The following is a 19,240-nucleotide window of genomic DNA, read 5'->3' as shown; positions in this document are numbered from 1 at the left end:
CGCTGCTGCCGCCGCGAAGGCGGAGGCTGAGGCGAAGGCCAAGGCGGAGGCCGCTGCGAAGGCGGAGGCAGAGGCGGCCGCGAAGGCGAAGGCCGAGGCTGAGGCGGAAGCCGCAGCGAAGGCCGAGGCGGAAGCGAAGGCCGAGGCGGAGACCGAGACCGAGGCCGACGCGAAGGCTGAGACCGAGGCTGAGACCGAGGCGGAGGCCGCGGCCGAGCCGGAGGCTGATGCCAAGGCCGAGGCGGAGCCCGTTGCGGAGCCCGAGGCAGAGGCAGCCACGGAGGCCAAGCCCGAGGGCTCGAAGCCCGAGGACGCCAAGTAGCGCAGGCCCGCGTCAGCGGAACGGAACGCAGAACGGAACGGCCGGTCCCCACTCCAGGGGCCGGCCGTTCCGGCGTTCAGGCAGGCGGAGCGGCGGGGCTCAGCCCTCGCCCCCCGCACGGCCGCGCCGCAGCAGCGCGAAGCCGAGCCCGGCCGCGCCCGCAGAGGCCATGCTGCCGCCCGCGGCGACCAGCACCGGCGCACCGTCCTCCGACGGGGCGACCTCCTCCGCACCGGCCTTCACGCCGCCCTTCGGAACGACCTTGACGTCCCGCTTCACGTCCTTCGGCACGTCATTCCTCGCCGGGTCGACCGTGTACTTCTCGATCAGCCGGCCGCTGAAGTCGTACACCCAGCTGTTGCCGCCGTCCTTGCCGTCGATGACGACGAACTTCACGCGCTTGCCGTCCTGGACGAGCTTGTACGTCCAGCCGTCGTGCTGCGTGCTCGGACGCTTCAGGTCGATCGTGCCCAGGGCACGGCCGTTCGGCGTGGAGATCTCGACGCGCTTGCCGTTCGGTCCGTCGACCAGCTTCGCGATCCGCCCGTCGGGCAGGGTGACGCGCACGTCCGGCTTGGGCTTCGGCTTCGGCGCGCCGTCGACCCACGAGGTCACCGTGCCGTTCGGCTGGAGCACGACGTGCAGGCCGTTGTTCTGCCCGTACGACGCGGCGCCGCCCTTGCTGACCAGCGTGTCCAGCTTGGTCGAGCCGGCGAACATGTCCGCCTCGAAGTGCTTGTCGCCGATCTTGTAGACCTTGGCGACGGAGCCGTCCGCCAGCTTCACGGTGGTGACGTACGCCCGGACTCCCGGCTTCGGCTTGACGGGCGCGGGCGTGGATGTGGACGTGGACGTGGGCCGCGGCGCCGGCGGCACGGACGGGTCGACGGAGGGCTCGACGGGCGGCACCACGGGCGGCTGCTCGATGCCCGGCAGCACCTCCGGCTCCGGGACGGCCGGCGCATCCGCGAAGGCGGATCCGACCGGGAGGGCCAGGACGGCGGCCGCGCCGGTGACGACGACGGCGGCGGTACGGAGGGTGGTCCGGCGGGTGCTGCGCATGGTGTGGTCTCTTCCTCGTGCTCGTTCGTACTGAGGGGCGGCGACGAACACGAAGCTACGGGCCCGATATGTGGGTATTCCATCGGCAACGTAACGAAGAACCGCAGGCTACGACGCAGCCACGTAAACCGGACACTTGGTAAGGCCTCGGGGTACCCCTAGGGGATGTCACAGGTCAGCCGCAAAGGGTGCCTTATCCGGGCGACTGTCCACCGGAGTCCGCGGGACCAGGTACGTTCGATCACGTGGCTGGATTCAGGATCGGACGGGGCCGGGACAACAACCGCACTCCGCAACAACCCCCGCAGCAGCAGCAGTCGTACGGCCGGCAGCAACCGCCGCCCTACGGCCAGCAGCCCTACCCTCCCGCCGGAGGCCCACCTCCGCAGCAGCAGTGGCCGCAGCCGGGCGGCGGGGGACACGGCGAGCCGGAGTACTTCGACCCGTACGGACAGCAGCCGCCGCACCCGCAGCAGCAGCCCCCGTACGGCCACGGAGGCCCCGGTGGCGGCGGTCACGGTGGCGGCGGGGGCTACACCAACGACAACCCGGGTCACACCCAGGTCTTCGCGGTCGGGGAGGACCCGTACGGCCAGGGCGCGACCTACCAGGCGGGTGCGGCCGCGGCCGTGCCGGCCGGGCCGCGGCTGCCGTGGAAGGAGCTCCTGCTCGGCATCGTGACGCGGCCGGGCCAGACCTTCCTGCAGATGCGCGACTACTCCGTCTGGGGTCCCGCGCTGATCGTGACCTTCCTCTACGGTCTCCTCGCGGTCTTCGGCCTCGACGACGCCCGCGAGGACGTGATCAACGCGACCCTGTCGAAGGCCGTCCCGATCGTCCTCTCCGCCGGCGTGGCCTTCGTCATCTGCGGTCTGATCCTGGGCGCGGTCACCCACACGCTGGCCCGTCAGCTGGGCGGCGACGGCACGTGGCAGCCGACGGTCGGCCTGTCGATGCTGATCATGTCCATCACGGACGCGCCGCGCCTGCTGTTCGCGGTGTTCCTCGGCGGCGACAACATGGTCGTGCAGATCCTCGGCTGGGCCACCTGGGTCGCGGCCGGAGCGCTCTTCACCTCGCTGATCAGCAAGTCGCACGACCTGCCGTGGCCGAAGGCGCTGGGCGCCTCCGCGATCCAGCTGATCGCACTCCTGTCGATCATCAAACTGGGCACCATCTAGCCCGCGCACGCACGAGGGCCCGCCGCGCAGTCTCTGCGCGGCGGGCCCTCGTGCTCGTGCTCACTCGGCTCAGGCGTCGAGGACCTGACCCTCACGCTTCACGACGGGCGGTTCGACCGACCAGGGGAAATTGATCCACTCGTCGGTCTTCTTCCACACGTACTCGCACTTCACGAGCGAGTGGGACTTCTCGTAGATGACGGCGGAGCGCACCTCGGCGACGTGGCCCAGGCAGAAGTCGTGGACGAGCTTCAGCGTCTTGCCCGTGTCGGCCACGTCATCGGCGATGAGGACCTTCTTGTCGGTGAAGTCGATCGCCTCGGGCACGGGCGCCAGCATGACCGGCATCTCCAGCGTGGTCCCCACTCCGGTGTAGAACTCCACGTTCACCAGGTGGATGTTCTTGCAGTCGAGCGCGTAGGCCAGCCCACCGGCCACGAACACGCCGCCACGGGCGATGCTCAGGATGATGTCGGGCTCGTACCCGTCGTCGGCGATGGTCTGCGCGAGCTCGCGCACAGCCCGCCCGAAGCCCTCGTAGTCAAGATTCTCGCGCACTGCGTCGTCGCTCATGCCTCGTGCCTCACCTGGGTGCGGTGGAAGTTCTGGAAGGAGCGCGAGGCGGTCGGGCCGCGCTGCCCCTGGTACCGGGACCCGTACCGCTCGCTGCCGTACGGGAACTCCGCGGGCGAGCTGAGCCGGAACATGCACAGCTGCCCGATCTTCATGCCCGGCCAGAGCTTGATCGGCAGCGTGGCGAGGTTCGACAGCTCCAGGGTCACGTGCCCGGAGAACCCGGGGTCGATGAAGCCTGCGGTCGAATGCGTCACCAGCCCCAGCCGGCCGAGGCTGGACTTCCCCTCCAGTCTGGAGGCGATGTCGTCGGGCAGCGAGACGACCTCGTAGGTGGAGGCGAGCACGAACTCACCGGGGTGCAGGATGAAGGCCTCGTCACCCTCCGGCTCGACCATCCGGGTCAGGTCCGCCTGCTCGATCGCCGGATCGATGTGGGCGTACCGGTGATTCTCGAACACCCGGAAGAACCGGTCGAGACGTACATCGATGCTGGAGGGCTGCACCATCGATTCCTCGAACGGGTCGATGCGAACCCGTCCGCTGTCGATCTCGGCCCGGATGTCTTTGTCAGAGAGAAGCACGTCCCGAGGATACGCAGAGCGCGCGGGCCACCCCCAATCGAGAGCGGCGCCCGCGCGCCCGTCCGCTACCGCTTGACCGCCCCGACGGGCACGGCGTGCCGCAACCGTGCGCACCGCGGACACCGCAGCAGCCGCCCGGGCCCGATCCGGCCGGCACCGAGGTGCTGCAGCGGGAAGGAAGCGGTACTGAAAACGTGCCCTTCGGCACAACGGACGACGGTGTGCTCCATCGAGTCCCTTTCCCCAACGAGCCGTACTGCGACGAATCGCCACATTAGGGGATGATCGGCACCCACTCCAGCCGCCGCTCCGCACCCACACGGTACGCCCCAACTCCCGCACACACACGCCTCGGTGCACACCACACACGACGACGACCCCTCGGCAGATTCACCGGGGGTCGATCATGGGGTAGAGTGGGCGACGATGGAGCTCCAGGCAACTGGCCCACCGCGCGGATGTAGTTTAATGGTAGAACATGAGCTTCCCAAGCTTATAGCGCGGGTTCGATTCCCGTCATCCGCTCTTGAACGAAGGCCCAGGTCACAGACCTGGGCCTTCGTCGTTGTCTAGACCTCTCGACCCTCGCCATGCCCTCCGCGTGCCCCAACTCGCGGGAACTCCCTGGCCGGAGGGCTCTTCGCGCACCACTTGCACCACACGAGCCCCCGCCGGTCTCGCGCCGCGAGACGCGTTCTCGATGACCTGCGTCACACCGCTGTCTCCGTCGCGTGAATTCGCTTTCCAAAAGGGGCGGTTGGTCGGAGGGGTTGGCTCAGGCCCTCGACGGGACTACCTAGTCCTCTTTCCCCGCCAACACGCGATCGGCGGCGTAGTGCGGGCAGGAAGGGAGGTGCCACGTCACCGTCACCCGGCATCGGTCGGCGGCGATGGTACGGGCCTGTCCAGTGGCCGGGCAGGCCGCGCAGTGCGGGCACACGACGGTTTCGAACTTCAGCTCAGCCATCACCTACGCCACCTTCCCCGCCAACGGTGCTCGCGACGAGAGTGCCACGCCTCTCAGCGGGACAGGCTCCACACACCGGTCCCCACTGATGCAAGTCTCGAAGAGAGCGGCGCACCGGGACTCGGGGGCGGCCTGGTCCAGCCGTGCCAGTGAGATGGCCACTGAGATCACCGTTGAGCTGACCATCTCGTCAGGAGGTTCCCACGGGTGCCGGTGGATGAAGGCAGTGACCCTGAGCAGGACACTCCGGCAGAACGGCCGGGCAGGGCCGGTCCTGCCGTTCACGTGTGGGCCACGGCCGGCCCACCATGCCTTCCCGCTGAGGCGGCCGCCACCGTCGAGGCCATCGTGCGGGCTGTGCACCATGGCGATGACGCTCGTATCCGGATCCTGTTGGCAGCCTTGGTCGACATCGCCGACACCGAGGTTCTCCTCCACCTGCGGGAGCGGCTTCGCGAACGACCGCAGTGACGGTCAGGCGCTGCGGAACAGACGTGTAGCGAGCGCGGGGCTGGCCGCGCCGCCTTGCCGTGAACGCCCCCGAGACCGCCATGGAGCCCTGCGAGCTGCCGATCCCTTCGGGGAGGGCGCTGCTGACACACCCCGTAGGCTCACGCCCCCCTGGACTGCACGTCGCAGCTGGCGGACGCTCCTGCTCCCGAAACGCTGCACTCGGGGGGAATCAATATCTATCCCCGCGGTCAGAGAGTTTAATGGACCCCGCAGGGAGAGTTTTTCCGCACCGCACACGATGGAGATATTTAACGCACACGAACCGCTGCAGCGTGCTACTGTCGGTCTCGGTTGCAGTTTTGGTACCCAAAACTTCAAGCGCTCCAGTCGGCCTCCGCGCCACATTCGAGTGCTTCATATTTCCGGTCATTTTCCGGCGGGGCATCATCGCGGCGACACGGTGTCCGTATGGTGCGGATGCTGGTGTACTGCCCCAAAGGAGATATGACATGGCATCTGGCACCGTGAAGTGGTTCAACGCGGCCAAGGGTTTCGGCTTCATCGAGCAGGACGGTGGCGGCGACGACGTCTTCGCCCACTTCTCGAACATCGCCGCCCAGGGCTTCCGCGAGCTGCTGGAAGGCCAGAAGGTCACCTTCGACATCGCGCAGGGCCAGAAGGGCCCGACGGCCGAGAACATCGTTCCCGCCTGACGCTGACGCGCATTTCGTAGCTGGGGCCCGCATCCCTCGGGGTGCGGGCCCCAGCTGCACGCATTTCCCGCAGTGGTGTCACCTGCGGGATGAAGTATTTCAGGGTTACAGCCTGCTCGGCGCTTCACCCCACTCGATTTCTTGATTTCGCGTCTCCGTGACGCCACCTCATCTCAGCGCATGCGCCCGTACAGAATCTCTGTTGGCCAGAGTCGCTTTCACATTCCATTCGGCCCGTTCTTGTGATTCCCTGCGCTGCGTTTCGCTGCGGGAATTCCTTGATACGCGCCGCATCAAGGAAAGGTTCTGAATGAACCGCACACGTACGAACGACCGTTCCTCTCGCACCCGCAGCCGCACCGGCGGCCCCGCTTTCGGCGCTGCCGCCGGTTCGGAGCGGGGCAGCCGCTTCGGGTCTTCGGCCCCGAGCCGTTCCGGAGGTCCGCGCCGCTCGGGCGGCTACGGCCGCCGACCCGCAGCGGTACAGGGCGAGTTCGCTCCGCCGAAGACCATCACTCCCGCGCTGCCCGCCGTCGAGTCCTTCGCCGACCTCGACATGCCCGGGCAGCTGCTGGCCGCGCTCGGCACCGAGGGCGTGAGCGTGCCGTTCCCGATCCAGGCCGCGACCCTGCCCAACACCCTTTCGGGCCGTGACGTCCTCGGCCGCGGCCGTACCGGCTCGGGCAAGACCCTCGCCTTCGGCCTCGCCCTGCTGGCCCGCACCGCCGGACAGCGCGCCGAGCCCCGCCAGCCGCTCGCCCTGATCCTCGTCCCCACCCGCGAGCTGGCCCAGCAGGTGACCGACGCCCTCACCCCGTACGCCCGCGCCGTGAAGCTGCGCCTGACCACGGTCGTCGGCGGCATGTCGATCGGCAAGCAGGCCGGAGCGCTGCGCGGCGGCGCGGAGGTCGTCGTGGCCACGCCCGGCCGGTTGAAGGACCTCATCGACCGTGGCGAATGCCGGCTGAACCAGGTCGCGATCACCGTCCTGGACGAAGCCGACCAGATGGCCGACATGGGCTTCATGCCGCAGGTCACCGCCCTCCTCGATCAGGTGCGCCCCGAGGGCCAGCGGATGCTGTTCTCCGCCACCCTCGACCGCAACGTCGACCTGCTGGTCCGGCGCTACCTGACCGACCCCGTCGTGCACTCGGTGGACCCCTCGGCCGGTGCGGTGACGACGATGGAGCACCACGTGTTGCACGTCCATGGCGCCGACAAGCACCAAACGACTACGGAAATCGCGGCGCGCGAGGGCCGGGTGATCATGTTCCTGGACACCAAGCACGCCGTGGACCGGCTGACCGAGGACCTGCTGAACAGCGGTGTCCGGGCCGCCGCCCTACACGGCGGGAAGTCGCAGCCCCAGCGCACCCGCACCCTCGCCCAGTTCAAGACGGGTCACGTGACCGTGCTGGTCGCGACGAACGTGGCGGCGCGCGGCATCCACGTCGACAACCTCGACCTCGTCGTGAACATCGACCCGCCCACCGACCCCAAGGACTACCTCCACCGCGGCGGCCGCACCGCCCGCGCCGGCGAGTCCGGCAGCGTCGTCACCCTCGTCACCCCCAACCAGCGCCGCGACATGACCCGCCTCATGCAGGCCGCCGGCATCACCCCGCAGACCACCCAGGTCCGCTCCGGCGAAGAGGCCCTGAACCGCATCACCGGCGCCCAGGCCCCCTCCGGTATCCCCGTCGTCATCGCCGCACCCGTCGTCGAACGCGCCAAGCGCAGCTCGGCATCCCGTGGCAGGCGCCGGCCCGCTTCGACGGCCCGGCGCGTGAGCGTGCGGCAGTCCGCCTTCGATGCGGCGGCCTGAGAAGCACGTGATCAGGAAACTGACCCATCTCTGCAGGAGGCACGTTTTGACGCTGGTCCAGATGCAGCCCCGCTCGGCGAACGCCCACCCTGTGCACCGGACGGTGGACGAGGCGATGGAGGCGGCCGGTCCACAGGTCTGTGACGACATGACGGTCGAGGTGGCCCTGGCCGTCATGGCCAGTGCCCGCGCGGGTCATCTGCTCGTCTGCGACGAGGACGGCTTGTGCACCGGACTGGTCACCCAGGCCAGGCTCGCCACCGTCCGCGACAGCGCGGCGTACACGGACCAGGTCCGTATCCGCGACCTCCTGGGAGACCGCGGGCCGGTTACCTCGCCCTTGACCACGATGGCCGAAGCCGAGCACGCGATGCGCTACCGCCGGCTCGATGCCCTGCCGGTCGTCGATGAGCAGGGCAGTGCTCTGGGCGTCCTCGCCCTTGCCCGCTGAACCGCCTCACCACGGCACGACCGTCCCCCTTTCTTCTTCCTGTGAGGCAACATGCGCTGCGTCATCGCCCGTTTCCCGTTCGACCTGACCAAGAGCGGTGTCCTGGAGTCGATGAAGGGCATCAAGCCCGAGCAGGTCGTCGGCGAGTCCGTGATCATCGGGCGCCGTACCTACCCCGTCAAGCAGGTCGGTCAGGTCATCACGCGCCAGGACCGCCGCGACTTCAGCGCCGGTGAAGTCCTCCGGGCCATGACCCAGCTCGGGTTCACCTGCCGCGGCCTCCCCCGGGCCGCCGCGCCCAGGCGCGTCCTCAGCCCGCTCCAGCAGGCTTCCGCGATGCTCGGCATCCCGGTGACCGTCTGACGGACAGGACCGGCGCGAGCCGACACCCGAACACAGCGAGGAGGGCCCGACCGGCACAGGCCGGTCGGGCCCTCCCGCGTACCCAGGGGTTCTTACGCGATGTCGGTCAGTGGTCGGAGTAGCTGAAGTCGCCCATGGTCCAGGCGCTGACATCCGCGATCGAGACGCGGTACATCCCACCCGTCTCCGGGATCCCCACCGTGCCCTGAAGGATGCGGGCCACATGGAAGTGCAGATGAGTGGGCGGCCCCTCGTGGGGTGTCGTGGCGGTGAAGATGGCGGCGAACTCGCACAGGCGGGCGGAATCCGTCAGGACCTCCGACACCCGCTGCCTCCACACGGCTTCGGGTGCCAGCCGACCGGTGATGACAGCGCCACCGGTGACAACGGTCAGGGACATCTGATTGCTCTGCCCGGACTCCACCAGGGTGGCAACGTCAACGAGCAGCTCGTCAGGCTTCGACATGGGAGCCGATTTTATGCACCGGTCGTCCCGTTCTCTCGACGGGGAGGACTACCGGTCGAGAAGAGCACTCACCGTCTTCCTGCCGGAGGGCCGACGGGTGACACCGGTTGCTCGGGCGCTGCGGTGACCATGGGCCAGCCGAATCCACCGGTACGGCGGCCGTACAGGACAGGGCGTCCGAGCCCCTGACCTGCTGTGCAGGATGCTCTGCACATCTGGTCCCACCGCAGAGGTCTAGCTCTCCTCGACGGGCGCGAAAATCTATGACGGCCGGAGTAGACATTGGGCTGTGGCGTGGTTATGGTTTCTCTCGTAGCCCAGAGAGACAGCAGGGCCTGGCAGAGACGAACTGCCGGGCAGCAGTACCCGCAGTTGCAGTGCGCAGGACGGTGCGGTGGTGGAGTTCCGAAGCCAGGTTGTTGCAAGACGGCGACGGGACTGACGACCGGACCGGGTGGCCCGCAGTGATCAGGGGCCGCCGTGAGCAGTACCAGCAGTTAACGCAGTGGCAGTACCTGTAAGTGCAGTTCGAAGTACCCAGCAGTGAAGTAAGTGAGTAGCACCTCGGTGAAGGCGTCGGCTGCGGGCGCGCGCACCGGGAAGTTCGGCAGTGGGGTTCTAAGCCAGAGCAGACGCAGGTTGGGCAACGGGGCTGGCTGCCGAAGAGTGGCGCTGACACAGGCCACCAGCAGTACGCAGTAGAGCAGTACCGCAGTGAGTGGTAACCCGCAGTTCGCAGTCTCTCCCGTTTGGTAAGCAGTTGATCACCGAGGGAAGAACGGAGGAGTTGAGGCGCCATCAGGATCGCCCGGGCGGAAGTCGTGAGTCCGGGTACCGCAGGACATCGATAGTGAGGTGATCTCCGGTCGAGCAACCGCGATCCCCGCACAGCCTGTCCCCGTTCGGACGGGTCGGCGGAAACAGTAGGCCGGCGCAGGACTAGGCCGGCAGATGGTGTAACAGTTCCTTCGGGGCCCCGGTGCTGAACGCACCGGGGCCCCTCCTTTCGTTCCGCCCCCTCTTCCTCTCCAGGCCTGTCTGATCACCCGCTCCGCTCGCCGGCGTCCTCCGCCACTACTCCCGCTACCCAGCTGCGCACCGCCGCCCCCGTCCGGGAGCTCGTCGACCACGGCACACTCGTGGGGGCGGCCCAGATGGTAACGAACCCGGGCGTTACCTCCGCGTCCGCATCGAGTGGGAGGCCTCGCCGTGAAGGTTGCACGCGGAGAAGGGCTCGGTTTCATCGCCCAGGACGGCGGCTGCCCGGACTTATTCGCCCACTACTCGCGGCAGCGTGTCCCGCCGGAAGCCAAGCGACCATGACGCCGCAGCCATGCCGGATCAGGTGCGCACCTTCGCCGGCGGTAGCGATCTTCTGGAAGCCGGCATCGGAGAGCACTTGCCATACGCGATCAGGTGCGGAGACGGCTGTTGGGGCCGTCTTGCTCGTCGGCGGTGTCGTCGTTGAACCAGTAGTCGCCGGCGGCCAGGTAGCGGAAGGAATGGTTGCTGCCGGTGGGCAGCTCAACGGTGACCGCGCGGTTGCCGTCCTTGCGGAGGGTAAGAGGGTGCACGCCGGGACACCAGTCGTTGAAGTCGCCGACCACGCTCACCTCGGCCGCAGGCGTGTCGGCGGGCAGAACGAAAGTGACCTTGGCGCGGTTCTTGCGCACGGCGCGTTCGAGCACGAGAGACTCCTGACGGACAGGGGGAGGGACAGTACGGGCCCATGGTCAGGGCAGAGCAGGAGCCGCGCACGCCGACGCCGCCGTACTGCCCACCGGGTCACCCACCCGCTGCACCCAGCAGGACGCGCAACCGGGCACATGTGACAGTGCACGTGGGGTACGACGACGGTTGCCCCACGCAAGCAGGACCCGGCCGGGGCCCCGTAGCCACACCGGCCGGGTCCTGCGCCATGCGAAGCAGACGTTCCGCGAGCACGCCAAACTTCGGACCGGCTGGCGCCAAAAGTGTCACCCCCACTCCAGCCCACTTCAGCAAGGGTGGCCCGAGGGTTCGGTCCTGGTCGGCGCCAGGGGATTGGCCCCGGAAGGCGACCGTCCCCGCCGGTGACCCGGGCGGCGCCCGTACGCGACCTGTGTGCCTATTGAGGCAGGCCGTCCGACCATCCCTCCGGAGAGCGGTCGCCGGGCGGCGGGTCGTGGTCCGCGGGGAAGAGGGGCAGGGTGCCGGTCATCTCCAGGAGGCGCAGGAGCTGGTGGTTGGGGGCTGCCAGGCGGACGACGGTTCCGGTCTCCTGTGCTGCGCGCCGGGCGACGAGGAGTGCGTTGAGCGCGGAGGAGTCGCAGAAGGAGACGCGGCTGCAGTCGACCGTCACGGGCTTGGCCGGTGAGGCGTGGGTGAGGGCTTCGGCGAGGGCGAACCGCAGGGCGGGGGCTGTCTCGATGTCGATCTCGCCCGAGGGCCTGATGGCAACGGCGTGCTCCAGGACTTCCACGGCGATGGCGTTGCCGCCGGCCTCCGGGGAAGGGCGTTCGGCCATGGTGGGTCACTCCTGGGTTCGTGGCGTGGCCCCCGAAGCCCGTGGTCCGGTCGGCGGTTCGGGGGAGGGGCGGGTCAGGTGCTGCGCTGGTCGTGGGTTTCCTGGCGGAGCCGGTCGGTGTGCCGGGTCAGGGCGTCGATGCGTTCGGCGAGCTCGGTGTCCTCGGGTCGCAGGTGGGCACGGGTGTCGATCAGAGGGCGGACGAGGCGGGCGGCGTCGTCGTCGGCGAGGGCCAGGTTCAGGTCGCCGACGGCGCCCTCGGCACCGTCGGGGAGACCGGTCAGAGCGGTGACCTGGCCGGCGAGACGGCGCAGGTCGGCCGCGTGGTCGCGGGCCCAGGCGGTCACCGTGCGGTCGGCGGCGCGCGTGTCGCGCGTGGCCTGGACGCGCTGCTCGCCGGTACTCCCGACCGCTCCCGGGCGCAGCCGCAGGTAGCGCCGTTCGGCGGCCTGGCGGCTGGCGACCCCGAGCGGGCCCGCGAGGTCGGCCCAGCTCGCGCCCCGCCCGCGGGCGGTCTCGATCAGCCCGCTCTCCCAGTCGGCGAGCTGCTCGCGGACCTCGCGCAGCAGCAACAGCGCGGCCAGGGCCGGGTGTGGACCCGGGTCCGGCGCGCGCCCCGTCGGGGCCGTCGTTGGTGCTGCGGAGGGTCGCTGCGCGTCCCGCAGGGCCTGGTCGATGGTCTCCAGAGCCGCCGCGGCGGCGAGGAAGGGGACCTGGGCGGGCGGTGGGGTGGCCTCGCGTTCGGCCTCGTTCATGGGACTCTCCGTTGGTTTGTCATCCTCCAGATGACTGCTTACTTGTCATCGTTTCGATGACATGTTACAACGGAGGCACGTTGAAGCGCATTGGCAGTTTCTGCCTGAACCAACTGGAGGTGTTTCGCGATGTTGATGCGCACCGACCCGTTCCGCGAGATGGACCGGATCGTCCAGCAGCTGTCGGGTGCGTCTGGCACGTGGTCGAAGCCGTCGGTGATGCCGATGGACGCCTACCGTCAGGGCGACGTGTACGTGATCGCCTTCGACCTCCCCGGCGTGAGCACCGAGGCGATCGACATCGACGTCGAGCGGAACATGCTGACGGTGAAGGCCGAGCGTCGGCCCACGGGGAAGTCCGACGGAGTGCAGATGGAGCTCTCCGAGCGGCCCCTGGGCGTCTTCTCCCGCCAGATCATGCTGGCCGACACCCTCGACACCGAGCACATCGAAGCCGACTACGACGCGGGCGTCCTGACCCTGCGGATCCCGATCGCCGAGCGCGCCAAGCCGCGGAAGATCAGCATCGGCGGCGAATCCGGCCGCAAGCAGATCTCCGGCTGATCGGCCCCGAAGCGGCGGAGGACGGGGAACCGATCCCCCTCCGGCACCCCGTCCTCCGCGCCTCTCGCCCCTTCACCCCTCCCCGGAGGTGACGTGATGTCGATACGCAGGGAGGCGTTCCTGGCCCACGTCCAGGAACGCGGCGAGTACACGACCCTCCCGGAAGCCGAACGGGCGGCGCGCGTCGTCCTGGCCCTACTGGGCGCGCACCTGGTCGGCACCGTGCGGGCCGAGCTCGCCGCCCGGCTCCCCGAGACGTACGCCCTGATCCTTCTGAATCCCCTGCAGGCCGCCGAACCGCTCTCACCCGAACGCTTCGTCCGCGCGACCGCGGCCTGGATCGAGGGCGCCACCGAGAAGACGGCCCTGTGGGACATCGGCGCGGTCCTCTCCACCGTGGCCGCAGCGGCGGGTGACGTCCTCATGCGCGAGGTCCTGCTCCAGCTCCCGCCCGGCTACGACCTCCTCTTCGGCCACCCCCAGCCCATCTGACCGGCGCCGACGGCCGGAACTCGAACCTTCGAAGAGAAAGGCAACCGCAGCACCATGTACGACCAGCCTCGACCGGACCGGCCCACCCCCGCCATGACGTTCGACCAGATGCTGGAACGCGTCCGCTACGAGGGCGCCTACCCCACCCGCGAACGCGCGGAAGAAGCCGTCCGCACCGTGCTTGCCGCGCTCGGCCGGCAGGTCACCGGTGACGAGCGCGTCGACCTCGCCCAGTGCCTGCCCGTCGAAGCCGCCCTCACCCTGACCGCCCAGATCCCCGATACCGAGCAGCTCACCGGCTGGGGCTTCGTCAAGGACCTGGCCGCACGAACCGGCGTGAGCCCGGCCATCGCCCGCTGGGACACCGGCGCCGTACTCGCCACCGTCACCGCGCTCGCCGGACCCGACCTCCTCGCCCGCGTCCTCCAGCGACTCCCCGACGACTACGCCCTCCTCTTCGGACAGGCGCAACTGCGCCGGCCTCAGCGCGCCGCCGCCTGACCGGAGCCGGCTGCGCGCGGACGTGCAACGGGGCTGGGACCGCTCCTGCGGTCCCGGCCCCGTGCACACGAGGGTCAGTGCTTGAAGGTGTCCTTGATCTTTTCCTTGGCCTCGCGGGCATCGCCCTTGGCCTGCTCCGCGCGACCCTCGGCGGTCATCCGCTCATTGCCCGTCAGGCGGCCAGCGGTCTCCTTGAGCTTGCCCTTGGCCTGCTCGCCCTTCGCCTCGGCCTTCTGCTCACCAGACACAGCTGATCACTCCCTGTTCGATGGAAAGGTCTTACGGAACCCCGTATGGCCGGTGGATCCCTCCTTAAACAGACGGGCTGGCAACGGTGACGCTCGGGGCGAAGCGTTCGGCCATGGGCCAGCCGGCCTGGATGTCGCAGCGGTCCGCGCGGCGCCTCATGGAGGTGACCGTGCCAGCGAGCCGGAGCGAGGTGGTGACGAGCCGGAATCGTGTCAGGCCGGCTCGGTCAGGACGTGGCCTGCGTCGGGGAGCTCGTGGACGTGAGCGGCCGCACCTTCCAGCGGCAGGAGAGGGCGCAGGGGGCAGTCGGCCGGGGTGTGGTCGTGGTCGACTTCCCAGGTGGGCAAGGGTGCGGCGGGGGCGCAGTCGGTGGAGACGGCATAGAGGTTGCCCAAGCAGCCCCGGCACACCAGTGCAGCGTGGTTCACGGGAGTGCCTCCGGTTGAACCGACTCGGCTGAGCCATCCACGGGGCGGGCCTCCCCCGCCAGGTGGAGCTGGCGCAAGGTGCTTTCCGTCTCGCGCCTGAGGTGTTCGGAAGAGGCCAGACGCTGCCACAGCGGGTCGGGGAGGCCGGGGACGGCGGCGCCGCGGGCAGCCCATTCCTCGGCAAGCTGCGTGTACAGGGGTGTGCCCTGGTCCGGGGGTTCTCCGGGAATCCGGCCACGGGCGTGTGCCGGGCTACGGGAAGGCCTTCGGCGCGCTTGTACCGGAAGTCGGCCAACCGCTCTGCGCTGGCCGCTGCCGGCCTGTGCGCCGCGGCTGGAGTCCGTCCAATGATCGTCCGTCACGTTCGTCAAAACGATTCTTCCATCCTCAGGACACCGTTTCCTGTGTGCCGCGACGCTCTCGACCGTTGCTCTGGCCCTCGATGAGGCACACACCGTTGACCGCCCCCAGCTGCTCCCTGTGCTGCGCATCGACAGGAGCGACCGTGCGTTCGAGGTCGATTACCTCCTCACCCGCCACACGAAAATCTATGACGGCCGGAGTAGACATTGAGCTGTGGCGTGGTTATGGTTTCTCTCGTAGCCCAGAGAGACAGCAAGGCCTGGCAGAGACGAACTGCCGGGCAGCAGTACCCGCAGTTGCAGTGCGCAGGACGGTGCGGTGGTGGAGTTCCGAAGCCAGGTTGTTGCAAGACGGCGACGGGACTGACGACCGGACCGGGTGGCCCGCAGTGATCAGGGGCCGCCGTGAGCAGTACCAGCAGTTAACGCAGTGGCAGTACCTGTAAGTGCAGTTCGAAGTACCCAGCAGTGAAGTAAGTGAGTAGCACCTCGGTGAAGGCGTCGGCTGCGGGCGCGCGCACCGGGAAGTTCGGCAGTGGGGTTCTAAGCCAGAGCAGACGCAGGTTGGGCAACGGGGCTGGCTGCCGAAGAGTGGCGCTGACACAGGCCACCAGCAGTACGCAGTAGAGCAGTACCAGCAGTAAGCAGTTGATCACCGAGGGAAGAACGGAGGAGCCGAGCACCATCAGGATCGCCCGGGCGGAAGCCTTGAGCCCGGGTACCGCAGGACATCGATAGTGAGGTGGTCTCCGGTCAAGCAACCGCGATCCCCGCACTCCCGGCAGCATCTCGGTCGGGTCGGCGGAAACACAGGGTCGGCGCAGTATCAGGGCCGACAGATGGTGTAGTAGTTCCTTCGGGGCCCTGGTGCCGTACGGCACCAGGGCCCCTCCACGCGTTCCACGAGAGAGGTTCAATGACAGCAGACGACTCGTTCGGCCGTCTCGACGACGACGACTACCCCGCCTACACGATGGGCCGGGCCGCCGAGATGCTCGGCACCACCCAGGGCTTCCTCCGCGCCATCGGAGAAGCCCGCCTGATCACCCCGCTCCGCTCCGAGGGCGGCCACCGCCGCTACTCCCGCTACCAGCTGCGCATTGCCGCCCGCGCCCGGGAACTCGTCGACCAGGGCACCCCCATCGAGGCCGCCTGCCGCATCATCATCCTCGAAGACCAGCTCGAGGAAGCCCAGCGCATCAACGCCGAGTACCGCCGCGCCGCCGAATCATCCGGGCCGCCGTCCTCGGCCTGACCCGAGTGTGCCCGTCGGGATCGGCGGGCCTCGGTCGTCGAAGGAGTGCTATTCGGGTGCGGACGCCTCCGCCAGGTCCGCCCCGGCGTCAGCGCTGCGTGTGACCTGGTGGGTACCGTGCCAGTCCAGGCACATGACCGTCGCGTCGTCCTGGAGACGGCCGCCATGTGCGCGCAGAATCTCGGCGACCAGGGCGCGGGAGGCCTCGCGGGGGTGGAGATCGCCCGTGCGCACAATCAGGGAGGGCAGATCGACCTCCACAGCGCGGCGCTCGAGCATGCCGTCGGTGAGCATCACGAGGCGGTCACCCGGCTGCAGGTCCAGCTGCTGCACCCGATAGGCGGTACGTGGCTGGATACCGAAGGGGAGATCGACCTCGGGAACCATCTGCTCGACCCTTTCCCGCCTGAGGCGCAGCGGCCAGGGATGCCCGGCGTTGACGAACTGGGTGGTCCCGTCGAGCAGGCTGATGCGCAGCAGCTGCCCAGTGACGAAGCCCCGCCTGCCGTGGGCGATGACGGCCCGGTTGGCCTCCAAGGCCTGTACTTCGAGCTCGGCGCCGGCACGCCTGGCCCTGCGAAGGGCGCCCACTGCGAGGGTGGCGAGTAGCGCGGCTTCCACGTCGTGGCCCATGGCATCGGTGACGGAGAGTTGCATGGTGTCGCGGTCGACGACGTAGTCGAAGGTGTCACCGCCGACGTGCGTGGCCGGTTCCAGCGCTCCGGCGACCGTGAACTGGGCTGCCTCACACGCCAGTGAGGTGGGCAGGAGTCGGTGCTGGATCTCGGCGGCCAGGTTCAGGGGCCGTGTACGGCGACCCCATTGGTAGACGTCGGTGAAGGACCGATTGGCGATCACGATGTAGGCCAGGGCGTGAGCGGTCGCGCCGATCTGCCTCATCGCGAAGTCGTCGGGGTGATCCGGCAGGAAGAGTTCGAGCAGGCCGATGGCGTCGCCGCGGTTGGTGACGGGCGCCACGACCCTGACCCGGCTGTTGCCCTCTTGCTGGAGGGCTGGCCGCTGTGTGCGCAACGCGTCCGCGTAGAGGGTGCCGGGCAGAGCGACGCGCTCAGGGGGCTCGTCGGACTCGACGCTGTCGGCTGCCCCGAGCCGCACCACGGACGACCCGGTGAAGTCGACGATCAGGAACGAGACCACAGCAGCGTTCAGGCGCTCCCTGAGCATCCGTGCGACGACGTCCAGGGACTCCACAGGGGAGGCGGACTCCGCCGCCGCGAGCACGCCCGCAAGGTCCACCTCCACCAGCTGCTCTCCGCCGGCGCGTCCCTGATGGGCGCCTGGATCTCGCTCCTCGGTTGGCGGCATGACCGCTCCTCTCCTCCTCCGACACCGTGGGACCGGCCCCTCCACGAGAACTGCTCCCTGACGCTCTTTCCGAGCGCCCGAGGCCTTACGGTCGGCCCCCACTGCCTCGTCGAAGCCATCCATCTGGGGTCGCGGCCTGTGACCACGGCCGGCACAGATCCGAGAAACCCGCAGGGCCGACCGTCCTCAACCCTGCCCGAGGACCCACACGCCAGATGGCTGCTGCTGCCCGCGCAGGCCGCGCTGCCTGACTGGTTCACCCGAACAGCAGGCATCGGCCCTACTCGGGGACGCCGCCCGGCCACCGGCATAGCACGCGCGCCCGGAATCCTCTGAGGACCCGGTTACGAGGCAAGCACCGGGGCAATGGACGAGTCAGCCGGCGGTGTGGCTGTGGCCACCGCCTTCGAGCCGAGCGTGAGGAGACGGGGTTGTGAGCGGTGTGTGGATGTACGCGCAGGACAGCGGCTACACGTCCCGGCAGTCACTGGTGGGGTTCACGGTTGCGGCGGCTGACGGAACCATCGGGCACGTGGACCGCCAGCACGACCAGCCCGGCATGCAACACCTGGTCGTCGACACCGGCGTGTGGGTGTTCGGCAAGAGCATTCTGATCCCGGCCGGCGCCGTCGACGGCATCGACACCGAAACACGGACGGTAAAGGTTTCAGGGACCCTGGAAGAGATCAAAGCCGCTCCCCAGTTCACCACCGACAGCGAAACGGCTGACCACCGCTACCTGTCCGCCGTCGGCAACTACTACCTCTCCCTCCGCCGCCCCCTCGCACCCTGACCCGAAGCCAGCCGGCAACTCGCCCGCCCCAGGGCGACAGCAGCTCCGGGCAGAACATTGCCGTGCTCAGTAGACGGTGAAGGAGATGGCGATGTAGTGCGCGGTGAAGGCTGCCACGGTCAGGGCGTGGAAGACCTCGTGGAAGCCGAACCAGCGGGGCGAGGGGTCGGGGCGCTGAAGGGCGTAGACAACCGCGCCCGCACTGTAAAGAAGCCCGCCGGTCACGATCAAGGCGAGTACGGGCGCCCCACCACTGTCCAGGAAGTCGGGCAGGTAACGCACCGGTGCCCAACCCAGGGCCAGATAGCAGGGGGTGTACAGCCAGCGGGGAGCTCCGACCCACAGGACACGGAAGGCGATGCCGGCCAGAGCGCCCGTCCACACGATCCACAGCAGGACGGACCGCTGGTCAGGGGGGAGAAGAAGCACGGCAAGCGGGGTACAGGTGCCGGCGATGATCAGGAAGATGTTGGCGTGGTCGAGGCGACGCAGAACGGCCTCACCGAGTGGTCCCCAAATGCCCAGGTGGTAGACGGCGCTCGTCCCGAACAGCATCCAGGCGGTGACGGAGTACACGGTGCAGGCCAGGGTGGCGTGCGGCGTCCCAGCCAGGCAGATGAGAACGATGCCCGCGGCCAGCGATGCGGGGACCATTCCGGCGTGAAGCCAGCCTCGTAGCTTCGGCTTGATCGGCTCCACCAGATCGGCCGCTCGCTCGACCAGGTCGGCAACCGGGTGGGAGTCCTCGGCGGCCTTGTCACGGTGCGATCCGGAGGGAGGACCACTTGCCTCGCATCCTCCGACCGTCGGTGCGGAAGACACACCGCCGGTTTCGACGTCGTCGCGGGACACTGCTTCCCTTCCTGCCTCGGACTGCTGGGCGTCACTGGCAACCACGTGCTCATGTTAGGAGCTTGCCCGCAGGCGCGGGGGGGGGCGGGCCGCCCCCGGCCCCCCCCCCCGGAACGACCCCGACCGGGTGTGTACGCGGCCCCGGTGTGGGGGCGGGGGGCCCGCCCCCCCCACGGGGGGGGGGTCGGCGGGGAGTG

The 19,240-nt window shown here is 68.9% G+C and carries 22 protein-coding genes and 1 tRNA gene; 11 read left to right on the top strand and 12 right to left on the bottom strand.

Features of this window, described 5'->3' with window-relative positions; genetic code table 11:
* Positions 1-421 precede the first annotated feature (421 nt).
* The gene (locus tag ACIPYQ_RS30585) at positions 422-1,384 is read right to left on the bottom strand and encodes a hypothetical protein (RefSeq protein WP_401257127.1); all 963 of its coding nucleotides are present in this window, start codon (positions 1,382-1,384) and stop codon (positions 422-424) included.
* A 245-nt stretch (positions 1,385-1,629) separates the two neighbouring features.
* Here ACIPYQ_RS30585 and ACIPYQ_RS30580 point away from each other — a divergent pair, with 245 nt between their 5' ends.
* Complete coding sequence (locus tag ACIPYQ_RS30580) at positions 1,630-2,565, top strand: Yip1 family protein (RefSeq protein WP_401257126.1); 936 nt, start codon at positions 1,630-1,632, stop codon at positions 2,563-2,565.
* Between the two features lie 69 nt (positions 2,566-2,634).
* On the opposite strand, the gene ACIPYQ_RS30575 is transcribed toward ACIPYQ_RS30580, so the two are convergent.
* The gene (locus ACIPYQ_RS30575; protein WP_361752259.1) at positions 2,635-3,138 is read right to left on the bottom strand and encodes a phosphoribosyltransferase; all 504 of its coding nucleotides are present in this window, start codon (positions 3,136-3,138) and stop codon (positions 2,635-2,637) included.
* Positions 3,135-3,722, bottom strand: a complete 588-nt coding sequence (gene dcd / locus ACIPYQ_RS30570; RefSeq protein ID WP_319722747.1) for a dCTP deaminase — start codon at positions 3,720-3,722, stop codon at positions 3,135-3,137. The genes ACIPYQ_RS30575 and dcd overlap by 4 nt, the downstream gene beginning before the upstream one ends.
* A 454-nt stretch (positions 3,723-4,176) precedes the next feature.
* On the opposite strand from dcd, the gene ACIPYQ_RS30565 reads away from it, so the two are divergent.
* Positions 4,177-4,247: transfer RNA gene (locus ACIPYQ_RS30565), tRNA-Gly, on the top strand.
* 271 nt (positions 4,248-4,518) lie between these two features.
* Here the strand turns inward: ACIPYQ_RS30565 and ACIPYQ_RS30560 are convergent.
* Positions 4,519-4,689 (bottom strand): hypothetical protein, encoded by a 171-nt coding sequence (locus ACIPYQ_RS30560; RefSeq protein ID WP_385359762.1) that lies wholly within the window; start codon positions 4,687-4,689, stop codon positions 4,519-4,521.
* Between the two features lie 962 nt (positions 4,690-5,651).
* Here ACIPYQ_RS30560 and ACIPYQ_RS30555 point away from each other — a divergent pair.
* The 4 genes from ACIPYQ_RS30555 (at position 5,652) to ACIPYQ_RS30540 (ending at position 8,494) form a co-directional block, all read left to right on the top strand.
* Positions 5,652-5,855, top strand: coding sequence for a cold-shock protein (locus ACIPYQ_RS30555; RefSeq protein WP_030647895.1), 204 nt, complete (start codon positions 5,652-5,654; stop codon positions 5,853-5,855).
* Positions 5,856-6,165: 310 nt separating this feature from the next.
* Positions 6,166-7,680, top strand: coding sequence for a DEAD/DEAH box helicase (locus ACIPYQ_RS30550; RefSeq protein ID WP_401257123.1), 1,515 nt, complete (start codon positions 6,166-6,168; stop codon positions 7,678-7,680).
* Positions 7,681-7,726: 46 nt separating this feature from the next.
* The gene (locus ACIPYQ_RS30545) at positions 7,727-8,131 is read left to right on the top strand and encodes a CBS domain-containing protein (RefSeq protein WP_383934380.1); all 405 of its coding nucleotides are present in this window, start codon (positions 7,727-7,729) and stop codon (positions 8,129-8,131) included.
* 51 nt (positions 8,132-8,182) lie between these two features.
* Positions 8,183-8,494: an SCO5918 family protein gene (locus ACIPYQ_RS30540; RefSeq protein WP_327736547.1), complete on the top strand. Its 312-nt coding sequence runs from the start codon at positions 8,183-8,185 to the stop codon at positions 8,492-8,494.
* A gap of 106 nt (positions 8,495-8,600) precedes the next feature.
* Here ACIPYQ_RS30540 and ACIPYQ_RS30535 read toward each other — a convergent pair whose 3' ends face one another.
* From ACIPYQ_RS30535 to ACIPYQ_RS30520, 4 genes are all read right to left on the bottom strand, one after another.
* Complete coding sequence (locus ACIPYQ_RS30535; RefSeq protein WP_401257120.1) at positions 8,601-8,960, bottom strand: hypothetical protein; 360 nt, start codon at positions 8,958-8,960, stop codon at positions 8,601-8,603.
* 1,412 nt (positions 8,961-10,372) lie between these two features.
* A complete protein-coding gene (locus tag ACIPYQ_RS30530) occupies positions 10,373-10,648 on the bottom strand; it encodes an isoamylase early set domain-containing protein (RefSeq protein WP_266594579.1) in 276 nt (91 codons plus the stop codon).
* Between the two features lie 419 nt (positions 10,649-11,067).
* On the bottom strand, positions 11,068-11,466 hold the full coding sequence (locus ACIPYQ_RS30525) for an STAS domain-containing protein (RefSeq protein ID WP_401257118.1): 399 nt from the start codon (positions 11,464-11,466) through the stop codon (positions 11,068-11,070).
* A 74-nt stretch (positions 11,467-11,540) separates the two neighbouring features.
* Entirely contained in the window at positions 11,541-12,221 is a 681-nt protein-coding gene (locus tag ACIPYQ_RS30520) for an HSP18 transcriptional regulator (protein WP_401257116.1), read from the bottom strand.
* A 129-nt stretch (positions 12,222-12,350) separates the two neighbouring features.
* Between ACIPYQ_RS30520 and ACIPYQ_RS30515 the strand changes: the two genes are divergently transcribed.
* The 3 genes from ACIPYQ_RS30515 to ACIPYQ_RS30505 all read left to right on the top strand — a co-directional run bounded on the left by ACIPYQ_RS30515 (position 12,351) and on the right by ACIPYQ_RS30505 (position 13,778).
* The gene (locus ACIPYQ_RS30515) at positions 12,351-12,785 is read left to right on the top strand and encodes an Hsp20/alpha crystallin family protein (RefSeq protein ID WP_351147638.1); all 435 of its coding nucleotides are present in this window, start codon (positions 12,351-12,353) and stop codon (positions 12,783-12,785) included.
* A gap of 96 nt (positions 12,786-12,881) precedes the next feature.
* The gene (locus ACIPYQ_RS30510) at positions 12,882-13,277 is read left to right on the top strand and encodes a DUF2267 domain-containing protein (protein WP_401257114.1); all 396 of its coding nucleotides are present in this window, start codon (positions 12,882-12,884) and stop codon (positions 13,275-13,277) included.
* A gap of 54 nt (positions 13,278-13,331) precedes the next feature.
* Positions 13,332-13,778 carry a DUF2267 domain-containing protein gene (locus ACIPYQ_RS30505; RefSeq protein ID WP_389114476.1) on the top strand — a complete coding sequence of 149 codons (447 nt, stop codon included), beginning with the start codon at positions 13,332-13,334 and terminating at the stop codon, positions 13,776-13,778.
* 74 nt (positions 13,779-13,852) lie between these two features.
* Here the strand turns inward: ACIPYQ_RS30505 and ACIPYQ_RS30500 are convergent, their stop codons facing one another.
* Positions 13,853-14,026 (bottom strand): CsbD family protein, encoded by a 174-nt coding sequence (locus ACIPYQ_RS30500; RefSeq protein ID WP_266594583.1) that lies wholly within the window; start codon positions 14,024-14,026, stop codon positions 13,853-13,855.
* A gap of 213 nt (positions 14,027-14,239) precedes the next feature.
* A complete protein-coding gene (locus ACIPYQ_RS30495; RefSeq protein WP_401257112.1) occupies positions 14,240-14,455 on the bottom strand; it encodes a hypothetical protein in 216 nt (71 codons plus the stop codon).
* A 1,278-nt stretch (positions 14,456-15,733) separates the two neighbouring features.
* Between ACIPYQ_RS30495 and ACIPYQ_RS30490 the strand changes: the two genes are divergently transcribed.
* A complete protein-coding gene (locus ACIPYQ_RS30490) occupies positions 15,734-16,072 on the top strand; it encodes a MerR family transcriptional regulator (RefSeq protein WP_385358118.1) in 339 nt (112 codons plus the stop codon).
* A 48-nt stretch (positions 16,073-16,120) separates the two neighbouring features.
* On the opposite strand, the gene ACIPYQ_RS30485 is transcribed toward ACIPYQ_RS30490, so the two are convergent.
* Positions 16,121-17,329, bottom strand: coding sequence for a PP2C family protein-serine/threonine phosphatase (locus tag ACIPYQ_RS30485; RefSeq protein WP_401257429.1), 1,209 nt, complete (start codon positions 17,327-17,329; stop codon positions 16,121-16,123).
* 517 nt (positions 17,330-17,846) lie between these two features.
* Here ACIPYQ_RS30485 and ACIPYQ_RS30480 point away from each other — a divergent pair.
* A complete protein-coding gene (locus tag ACIPYQ_RS30480; RefSeq protein ID WP_401257110.1) occupies positions 17,847-18,191 on the top strand; it encodes a PRC-barrel domain containing protein in 345 nt (114 codons plus the stop codon).
* A gap of 66 nt (positions 18,192-18,257) precedes the next feature.
* Here the strand turns inward: ACIPYQ_RS30480 and ACIPYQ_RS30475 are convergent, their stop codons facing one another.
* Positions 18,258-19,043: a hemolysin III family protein gene (locus ACIPYQ_RS30475; RefSeq protein ID WP_401257108.1), complete on the bottom strand. Its 786-nt coding sequence runs from the start codon at positions 19,041-19,043 to the stop codon at positions 18,258-18,260.
* Positions 19,044-19,240: the final 197 nt, after the last annotated feature.

Source organism: Streptomyces sp. NPDC090045, assembly GCF_044747975.1.
Lineage (GTDB): Bacteria > Actinomycetota > Actinomycetes > Streptomycetales > Streptomycetaceae > Streptomyces.
Note: the sequence above shows the minus strand (reverse complement) of the source record. Positions and strands in the feature narration are given on the sequence as shown.

Coding starts and splice junctions, on each gene's coding strand:
- ACIPYQ_RS30585 (WP_401257127.1), bottom strand. CDS start 1,384: ATGCGCAGCACCCGCCGGACCACCCTCCGTACCGCCGCCGTCGTCGTC.
- ACIPYQ_RS30575 (WP_361752259.1), bottom strand. CDS start 3,138: ATGAGCGACGACGCAGTGCGCGAGAATCTTGACTACGAGGGCTTCGGG.
- ACIPYQ_RS30560 (WP_385359762.1), bottom strand. CDS start 4,689: ATGGCTGAGCTGAAGTTCGAAACCGTCGTGTGCCCGCACTGCGCGGCC.
- ACIPYQ_RS30555 (WP_030647895.1), top strand. CDS start 5,652: ATGGCATCTGGCACCGTGAAGTGGTTCAACGCGGCCAAGGGTTTCGGC.
- ACIPYQ_RS30550 (WP_401257123.1), top strand. CDS start 6,166: ATGAACCGCACACGTACGAACGACCGTTCCTCTCGCACCCGCAGCCGC.
- ACIPYQ_RS30540 (WP_327736547.1), top strand. CDS start 8,183: ATGCGCTGCGTCATCGCCCGTTTCCCGTTCGACCTGACCAAGAGCGGT.
- ACIPYQ_RS30535 (WP_401257120.1), bottom strand. CDS start 8,960: ATGTCGAAGCCTGACGAGCTGCTCGTTGACGTTGCCACCCTGGTGGAG.
- ACIPYQ_RS30525 (WP_401257118.1), bottom strand. CDS start 11,466: ATGGCCGAACGCCCTTCCCCGGAGGCCGGCGGCAACGCCATCGCCGTG.
- ACIPYQ_RS30520 (WP_401257116.1), bottom strand. CDS start 12,221: ATGAACGAGGCCGAACGCGAGGCCACCCCACCGCCCGCCCAGGTCCCC.
- ACIPYQ_RS30515 (WP_351147638.1), top strand. CDS start 12,351: ATGTTGATGCGCACCGACCCGTTCCGCGAGATGGACCGGATCGTCCAG.
- ACIPYQ_RS30510 (WP_401257114.1), top strand. CDS start 12,882: ATGTCGATACGCAGGGAGGCGTTCCTGGCCCACGTCCAGGAACGCGGC.
- ACIPYQ_RS30505 (WP_389114476.1), top strand. CDS start 13,332: ATGTACGACCAGCCTCGACCGGACCGGCCCACCCCCGCCATGACGTTC.
- ACIPYQ_RS30490 (WP_385358118.1), top strand. CDS start 15,734: ATGACAGCAGACGACTCGTTCGGCCGTCTCGACGACGACGACTACCCC.
- ACIPYQ_RS30480 (WP_401257110.1), top strand. CDS start 17,847: ATGTACGCGCAGGACAGCGGCTACACGTCCCGGCAGTCACTGGTGGGG.